This is a genomic window from Ferruginibacter sp. (genome assembly GCF_031430955.1).
Classification (GTDB): domain Bacteria; phylum Bacteroidota; class Bacteroidia; order Chitinophagales; family Chitinophagaceae; genus Ferruginibacter.
The window spans coordinates 1-8,160 of the sequence record NZ_JANPCM010000156.1 but is presented as its reverse complement, the minus strand read 5'-3'; the positions used below and the strand labels follow the sequence as shown (position 1 = coordinate 8,160).

Below are 8,160 nucleotides of genomic sequence, written 5' to 3'. Positions count from 1 at the left end.
TGAGGCAGCCGGTATTACTTACGAACACCGTTTGATAGATGATATGGTAGCCAGTGCGTTAAAATGGAATGGCAATTTTGTTTGGGCCTGTAAAAATTATGATGGCGATGTACAAAGCGATACTGTTGCACAGGGTTTTGGAAGTTTAGGTTTAATGACTTCGGTTTTAGTTACCCCTGATGGTAACACCATGGAAGCAGAAGCTGCACACGGCACCGTTACACGCCACTACCGGGAGCACCAGGCAGGTAAACCAACTTCCACCAATCCTATTGCATCTATTTTTGCATGGACAAGAGGTTTAGCTTTTCGTGGTAAATTAGATACTAACCAGCCATTGATTGATTTTTGCAATGCTTTAGAAGCAGTTTGTATTGAAACGGTAGAAAGCGGTAAGATGACCAAAGACTTAGCAGTTTGTATCCATGGCAATAAAGTAAAACACGGCGACCATTATTTATACACCGAAGAATTTTTAGATGCTATTGATGAAAATTTGAAGAAGAAGATGGGGATGTAATTGATAATGGATGATTGATTTATGGATAATGCACTTCAATATTGGAGTGCATTATTTTTTCTGTCATATCGGCGATGGAGACATCTGTTTGTTTTCATTTTTTTTTCAGATTTCCTCTGGGCTTAAATTATACATATGGTATAATACCAATTAGACATTGAAACCATACTGTCTCCGCCACGGCGGATGTCGAAGGCGGGTTAGCTATTGCACCGGTTTCGACAAGCTGCTAATGACATGTATTTTAAAAGGTTGATTAACAATTTTTACAAAAATTTAATTTAGTCACAAAGACACGAAGACACAAAGGTAAAAAGCTTTGCTTTTTTTCTACCCTGCCTGCAGGCAGGTTCGTGTCTTTGAGCCTTGGTGGCAAACCTTTTTTTACAGCGAAGCTGAGAATTTTTTTCTTATTGTCATTTGCAAAGAGCTTAAATTTTTTTTATGAGTGCCTCAACCTGACATTTTTTTAATCGGATAGATTAATGTCTAATTGTTATAAACAGTAAGTTTGCGTATGCAAATTATCTCCGCTGATAAAATTTTTACAGGAAATGAATGGCTCACCAACCATGCCATTGTAGTTGAAAACAACCGTATAAAAGAAATTATTCCTGCCACTGAAGCAGCACAACATTTCAGTAATGCATTTATTGCACCAGCATTTATTGACTTACAGATTTACGGTGCCGGTGAAAAATTATTTGCTGTTTACCCTGAAAAAGATGCGTTAAAAAAATTAGTGGCTTATTGCCGCAATGGTGGTGCAGCATACTGCATGCCTACTGTCGCCACGCATCCTTACCAAACATTTTACCAATGCATTGATGCTGTAAAAGATTACTGGAAAGATGGGGACACTGCCGTTTTAGGTTTACATATTGAAGGCCCATGGATTAGTGCTGCAAAAAAAGGTGCTCACATTGAAGATTGTATTCATTCGCCAACAATAGAACAGGTAAAGCATTTACTGGAATACGGAAAAGATGTTATAAAAATAATTACACTGGCACCTGAAGTATGCAACCAGCAAATAATTGATTTAATTCTTTCTTACAACATCATCATTTCTGCAGGGCATAGCAATGCAACTTATGAAGAAGCAACCAAAGCTTTTAATAATGGTATTACTGCAGCCACGCATTTATACAATGCCATGAGTGCGCTGCAGCATCGCAGCCCCGGTGTGGTAGGTGCAGTATTGAATCATGCTTCTGTAATGAGCAGCATTATTCCCGACGGGCTTCATGTTGATTTTGCTGCAGTAAATATTGCAAAACAAATAATGAAAGAAAGATTGTTTGTAATAACGGATGCTGTTACCCAAACTACTGAAGGTTATTACCCTCATCATTTAGCAGGTGATAAATACGAAAGCAATGGCATACTCAGTGGCTCTGCATTAACCATGAGCAAAGCGGTAAAAAATTTAGTACAGCATTGCAATATTAAGTTAGATGAAGCATTGCGTATGTGCAGCCTGTACCCGGCACGGGTAATACAAATGGAGAATGAGTATGGCTGTATTAAACCCGGTGCTATTTCTTCTTTGATAGTGATGAATGAAAAATTTGAAATGATAAGAATGATGGGATAAACTATTAGTGAAATATATTAAAAACGCTCCGGTAAATGTAACCGAAGCGTTTTATCCCAAAGCCCTGTATGTAGAAGAATTTTAAAAAATAGTATTAAAGAATAAGTATCAAAAGCAAAATAATAATAATGATTGCACCAACAGATAAATAAACTTTTTTATCCAGGCCACCAGCTTTTTTCTTCATGTCCATCAATTCCATACGCAGCGATTTTTTTTCTGCACTGGTCAAATTTGTTTTGTCCATGTTTTGGATTTCCGTAACCCTTTGCGAAATTTCTGCAAAAGTTTTAGCATCTTTCACAGGATCGCCTGTTGCTGTAACGCTGGCATTAGAAGCGTATGTTACAGGAACTGATACCACCATAAAAATTGCCAGTGAAAGAATTTTTAAAAAATTTTTAAGTCTCATAATTGTGTTGTTTTAAGTATTAGATTATTAAATTGGAAAATTAAATATTTATTGACTTACCTGGAATTTTACCGGTAAAGTAAATCGTGTTTTTACATTCTTGCCTTTTATTTGCCCCGCCGTCCACGATGGCATTTTATTAAATACCCTCATCGCTTCTTCTTCTACACCATCGCCTACTTTTTTACTTACAATTTCCGGCGAACTAATCTTTCCATTTTCATCTACCAAAAAACTTATATTAACCAATCCTTCTGTACCGTTATCAGTTGCTTGCTGCGGATATTCAATATTATTATTAAAGAAGTTTATCAATGCAGTTTGTCCTCCCGGGTACGAAGGTAATACTTCTGATGTATTGTAATAACCCTGTTTATCCATTTCCAATTTTCTTGCACTGTATTTTGCAGTGGGCATTTCTATCATCACTTTAGCTTTCTTCATTTTTTTATCCCCCATCTTTTTTACACCCATACTGTCATTCATTTTAGGAGCCATTGCAGTATCTGTCATCATTGTATTATTTGATGCAGCTACTGTGGTGTCATTCATCATTGGTGTTGGTGTTGGAGCTACTGTTGTTGTACTGTCAGCATAATCCGAACTGGAATTACAACTGGTAATTAACCCTGCTGCGGTAACAATAACAAAAAATGACTGGATTGATTTTTTCATACCTATTGTTGTTTCGTTAACAAGTTTTCAAATTCAATGCCGTTAATTTTTTATGTGCCCTAAATATTATTTTAAACTGTAAACGGGATTTTTTTTCTCACAGTGAGGAATATAATCAACAAAAAAAGCATTAAAGGTCTAAAATGTTTAACCGTGTTTGCTCATTTAAGAGCAAATAATTATCTTACCAATTATAACCTTAACTAAAATGACCAATCAAATAACATCAGCAGTAAAAACCTATGCAGCCATTGGTGCTGTTATTGGATGGTTTGCCTTATTACTCCAACTCTACCTCATTATTGTAAACCGTGTGGCATCTGTGCCGGAAACTATTATCCGTTACTTTAGTTTTTTTACCATACTTACTAATATACTCGTTGCTGTTAATTTTACCCAGGTGTATTTAAAAGGTATAAATGAAAAAGGTGTTTTTTTTGTGCGACCAAAAACTTTAACTGCCATTGCAGTTTATATTACCGTTGTTGGATTAATCTATAATGTCATTTTACGTTTTCTTTGGGCTCCCGTTGGAATGGCAAAACTTGTTGATGAATTATTGCATTCGCTTATTCCTCTTGGCTATATTTTATTCTGGTTAAAATTTGTGCCTAAGCAAAATATGGAATGGAGAAATGTTTTATCCTGGACGATCTACCCTTTACTATATTTAAGTTATACCCTTTTACGTGGCCCTTCAGCACAATGGTATCCGTATCCTTTTGTAGATGTTATTACTTTGGGTTACAATAAAGTATTTTTCAACAGCGCTATGGTATGTGTTGTATTTATATTCTTTTCGCTTTTATTTATTGGCATTGCAAAAAAGATGAGTAAGGGTTCTGTATAAAATACCGCAAATATCTAATCCTGTAGCGCAATATTTTTTAATAGCCCCGATCCTTTAGGGTTACAAATAAAAAACTTTACCGGCTTTAGCCAAATTGCACAAAGTGTAATTTGACCGAAAACAAAAACCATTCTTTGGCTAAAGAACCCAACAATTAATTTATCAAATGTTTAATCCTGTAAAAAGAGTAAATTGTATTTGAAATACAAAATATGGAAATACAAAAAGATATCCGCCTTGCAGTTTTAATTGATGCCGATAATGTGCCTTACAGCAATGTAAAAGGTGTAATGGAAGAAATTGCCAAATATGGAACGCCAACTTTTAAAAGAATTTATGGCGACTGGACAAAGCCCACCGTTAGTGGCTGGAAAAATGTGCTGTTAGAAAATGCCATCACTCCCATTCAGCAATACAGTTATACCAGCGGCAAAAACAGCAGCGACAGTGCACTGATTATTGATGCCATGGATATTTTATACTCCGGTAAAGCAGATGGCTTTTGCATTGTAAGCAGCGACAGCGATTTTACAAGGTTGGCTACAAGATTAAGAGAAGCCGGTATGAAAGTTTTTGGCATTGGTCAAAAGAAAACACCCAACGCTTTTATTGTAGCCTGCGATAAATTTATTTACATGGAAATTATTCCTGTATTTGAAGCGGAGCCTGAAGAAACAACTACTGCTGCAAAAACAAAAACCGCTATTCCCAAACCAAAGGCATTAGTGGATAAACTCAATAAGGAAACTTTGAAATTAATTGCCCACACTATTAACGATCTGGCCGATGAAAATGGCTGGGCTTTTTTAGGTGATGTAGGTAATTTAGTACTGAAAAAGCAACCCAATTTCGATCCGAGAAATTATGGTTTTCAAAAATTAACACCGCTAATAAAATCTTTACCGCAATTTGAAATTGATAAAAGAGAAACGGACAAGGCGGGGATAAAGTTGGTGTATATAAGGAATAAGGAATAAGGATTCTGATTAAAATTTGAAATATAATTGCTGCATGAATAAGTGCTATAAACTAGGTATTATAACAATAAATTTTCCAGACGAAAACCAAACCAATTTTTCAATCTTTGAAGATCTGGCAGAATTGTTTGGAAAGGAATATCAAAACGAAGCTGTAAAACTTTTAAGTGCTAAACTCAAAGACATAAAACCTAAACCCACTATTGATTATGAAAGCGACAATGTAAGCATAACTACTTCCAACACTGACACTTTGCTTTCTGTAATCGATTCTATTATTGAACTTTGCACTAATAAAAATAAAAAATTGTTTTTGGAGATTAATAGGGAAGAATTAAATATAGTATTTGAAAATGCGAAAAAGAATAGACCGAAGCCAAAAAAATCGAACATTGGAGATGTATTTGTAATTCCTTTGTGCGACAATACTTTTTCAATAGGACAGGTGATCGATAAAAAGCATCATTGCACTTGTGCGTTATTTGAAATTCGTATAAACCTAATCCAACTTACTGTATCCGAATTTAAAAAGCTTAGGCCAATTTCAATTTTACATCTTTCAGATAATCTTTTAAGCAACGGAACATGGGAATTTCTATTCAATGAACAAGTAACATTAAATCCTAACAGCGGTTGTGGCGGCAGATACGGAGATATTGGCAGCGCATCATACAGCCCAGAAATGATTACTGATTTGGCAAATGCTTACTGGGGGATATTACCTTGGAATGTTATGTTCGACGAGAATTTTTATGATCACCTGCTGTTGAATGGTGAGTCAAGACCCAGTACAGCTTTAGTATTAAACGAAATAGAAAGACAAAAATACAGGAAGGATATTCTTAGTATTAATTGATAACAATAGTTCACTTCTCCCTGCTCCCATCATACAGCTCATACTCCAGCAACCTGCAATCAATCTTACTGGTATAAAATTCAATTCTTCTTTTTGGTTTAAGGCCAATTTTTTTTGCCAGTTCTAAATTACCTGTAAAAATATACCCGGTGTAGCCTTTGCATTTCTTTTTTAAAAAATCGCCGATGCGTTTATAAGTAATTTCCAGTTCTGCTTCCACACCTAAACGGTCGCCATATTCCGGATTAAAATAAACCACGCCATTTTCATTCTCCATCAATTGCGTTTCTTCAAAATCGCAAACAGCAAACTCAATCATTTCTTCCACACCTGCTATGCCTGCATTTATTTTGGAAATGTTTACCGCATCTTCAGTAATATCTGTTGCAATAATTTTTAATTCTGGCACATCAGTAACCTGCTCTTCTACTATTTTAAATTCATTTAAATAAAATTGTTCTGCATAATTTACCAAATGCATAAAAGCATAATTGTGGCGCAGTAAACCGGGCTTGCGTTTGGTAGCCAGCAAAGCCGCTTCAATAGCCACTGTGCCCGAGCCGCACATGGGATTAATAAATGCCGATTTTCTATCCCAGCGGCTGGCCAGCAAAGTAGCTGCAGCTAAACTTTCCAGCATAGGAGCTTTACCAGGAATTTTTCTATAGCCGTGTTTACTCAATGTCTCTCCTGAGGTATCAATAAATAATTCTGCAATAGCTTCTTTCCAGTATAAATGAATAACCGTTTTATTTAACTCCGGTCCACTGTTGGGTCGCTGCCCGGTTTTATTCCTGAACCTGTCCACAATAGCATCTTTAACTTTTACATTGGCAAATAAATTATTAGTGATGGTTTCATTATCTACATTGCTGGTAATACTAAAATATCCTTCCGCAGGAATAATGTTTTCCCATTCAAAATCTAAAAGCGTTTTGTACAATGCATCTGCATTAACTGCAGTAAATTCCTTTACCGAAAATAAAACCTGGCTGGCGCAACGCAAATTCAAATTCAGTTTTATACAATCATGTAAATTTCCTTTTAACTCCACCCCCGTTTTAAAAATACGTTCGGGCTTAAAACCTAAAGCCTCCACTTCCATTTGTAAAAATGGCGAAAGGCGGTTGCTGCAGGTAATAATAATACGGCTAATGGTTTCAAAAATTTGCATCTGCAAAACTATGGTATTTACAAAATGTTTTACTTTAAATATCGAATGCAGCATATAAAATATCGAATATGCAGCGGTTTAGTAAACGAACCTGTTTGCCATTAAAAACATTCGTCATTCCACATTTATAAATTCGATATTCCCCTAACTTTGTTTTATGTTAAATATCAGTAACCGTGGCCTTCAAATGCCGGCTTCTCCCATTCGTAAGCTGGTACCTTATGCCGAAGCGGCAAAAAAGAAAGGCACCAAAGTGTATCATTTAAATATTGGCCAGCCCGATATTGAAACACCCAAACAATGTTTGGATGCAGTACGCCATGCCGATTTTAAAGTGCTTGAATACAGTCACAGTGCAGGCAACGAAAGCTACCGTAAAAAGTTAACTCAGTATTATAAAAAAGTGGGTATTAATGTTACCGCTGAACAAATTATTATTACAACCGGCGGAAGTGAGGCTATCATTTTTGGTTTTATGGCTTGCATGGATGCAGGCGATGAAGTAATTATTCCTGAACCATTTTATGCCAACTACAATGGCTTTGCTGTAGAAGCTGGCGTAACGGTAATACCCATTACTTCATCTATTGAAAATGGATTTGCATTACCACCCATTGAGGAATTTGAAAAAGCAATTACACCAAAAACAAAAGGCATTGTTATTTGCAATCCTAATAATCCTACGGGATATTTATACAGCGCTGCTGAAATGGAAGTGCTGAAGCAGATCATCATCAAACACAATTTATATTTATTTGCAGATGAGGCTTACCGTGAGTTTTGTTATGAAGGTACCCATACCAGCGCCATGCATTTAACGGGTGTGGATGATAATGTTATTTTGATGGACACCATCAGTAAAAGATACAGTGCCTGTGGCGGCCGCATTGGTGCTTTTGTTACAAAAAATAAAAATCTTTTAGCGGCCACCATGAAATTTGCACAGGCAAGATTGAGCCCGCCATCCTTTGCACAAATTTTAGGCGAAGCTGCAGTTGATTTACCCGATGATTATTTTGATACCACCAAAGCTGAATATAAATTACGCAGGGATACCATTGTAAAAAGATTAAATAATATACCCGGAGTTTTTTGCCCC

9 protein-coding genes are annotated in these 8,160 nt (G+C 36.1%); 6 read left to right on the top strand and 3 right to left on the bottom strand.

Features of this window, described 5'->3' with window-relative positions; genetic code table 11:
* Together ACY65O_RS04200 and nagA are read left to right on the top strand one after the other, a co-directional pair.
* Positions 1–520: isocitrate/isopropylmalate family dehydrogenase (locus tag ACY65O_RS04200; protein WP_462219596.1), on the top strand; the 520-nt coding region annotated here is incomplete at its 5' end.
* 517 nt (positions 521–1,037) lie between these two features.
* Positions 1,038–2,117 carry an N-acetylglucosamine-6-phosphate deacetylase gene (gene nagA, locus ACY65O_RS04195; protein ID WP_462219595.1) on the top strand — a complete coding sequence of 360 codons (1,080 nt, stop codon included), beginning with the start codon at positions 1,038–1,040 and terminating at the stop codon, positions 2,115–2,117.
* A 94-nt stretch (positions 2,118–2,211) separates the two neighbouring features.
* Here nagA and ACY65O_RS04190 read toward each other — a convergent pair whose 3' ends face one another.
* Both ACY65O_RS04190 and ACY65O_RS04185 read right to left on the bottom strand, forming a co-directional pair.
* Positions 2,212–2,529 (bottom strand): hypothetical protein, encoded by a 318-nt coding sequence (locus ACY65O_RS04190; protein ID WP_462219594.1) that lies wholly within the window; start codon positions 2,527–2,529, stop codon positions 2,212–2,214.
* A gap of 48 nt (positions 2,530–2,577) precedes the next feature.
* Positions 2,578–3,204: an energy transducer TonB gene (locus ACY65O_RS04185; protein ID WP_462219593.1), complete on the bottom strand. Its 627-nt coding sequence runs from the start codon at positions 3,202–3,204 to the stop codon at positions 2,578–2,580.
* Positions 3,205–3,412: 208 nt separating this feature from the next.
* On the opposite strand from ACY65O_RS04185, the gene ACY65O_RS04180 reads away from it, so the two are divergent.
* From ACY65O_RS04180 to ACY65O_RS04170, 3 genes are all read left to right on the top strand, one after another.
* A complete protein-coding gene (locus tag ACY65O_RS04180; RefSeq protein ID WP_462219592.1) occupies positions 3,413–4,054 on the top strand; it encodes a Pr6Pr family membrane protein in 642 nt (213 codons plus the stop codon).
* A gap of 212 nt (positions 4,055–4,266) precedes the next feature.
* Positions 4,267–5,031: an NYN domain-containing protein gene (locus ACY65O_RS04175; protein WP_462219591.1), complete on the top strand. Its 765-nt coding sequence runs from the start codon at positions 4,267–4,269 to the stop codon at positions 5,029–5,031.
* A 34-nt stretch (positions 5,032–5,065) separates the two neighbouring features.
* Positions 5,066–5,887 carry a hypothetical protein gene (locus tag ACY65O_RS04170; protein WP_462219590.1) on the top strand — a complete coding sequence of 274 codons (822 nt, stop codon included), beginning with the start codon at positions 5,066–5,068 and terminating at the stop codon, positions 5,885–5,887.
* 10 nt (positions 5,888–5,897) lie between these two features.
* Here ACY65O_RS04170 and ACY65O_RS04165 read toward each other — a convergent pair whose 3' ends face one another.
* Positions 5,898–7,061, bottom strand: a complete 1,164-nt coding sequence (locus tag ACY65O_RS04165) for a THUMP domain-containing class I SAM-dependent RNA methyltransferase (protein ID WP_462219589.1) — start codon at positions 7,059–7,061, stop codon at positions 5,898–5,900.
* A gap of 157 nt (positions 7,062–7,218) precedes the next feature.
* Between ACY65O_RS04165 and ACY65O_RS04160 the strand changes: the two genes are divergently transcribed.
* A partial coding sequence (locus ACY65O_RS04160) for a pyridoxal phosphate-dependent aminotransferase (protein WP_462219588.1) occupies positions 7,219–8,160 on the top strand: 942 nt, incomplete at its 3' end.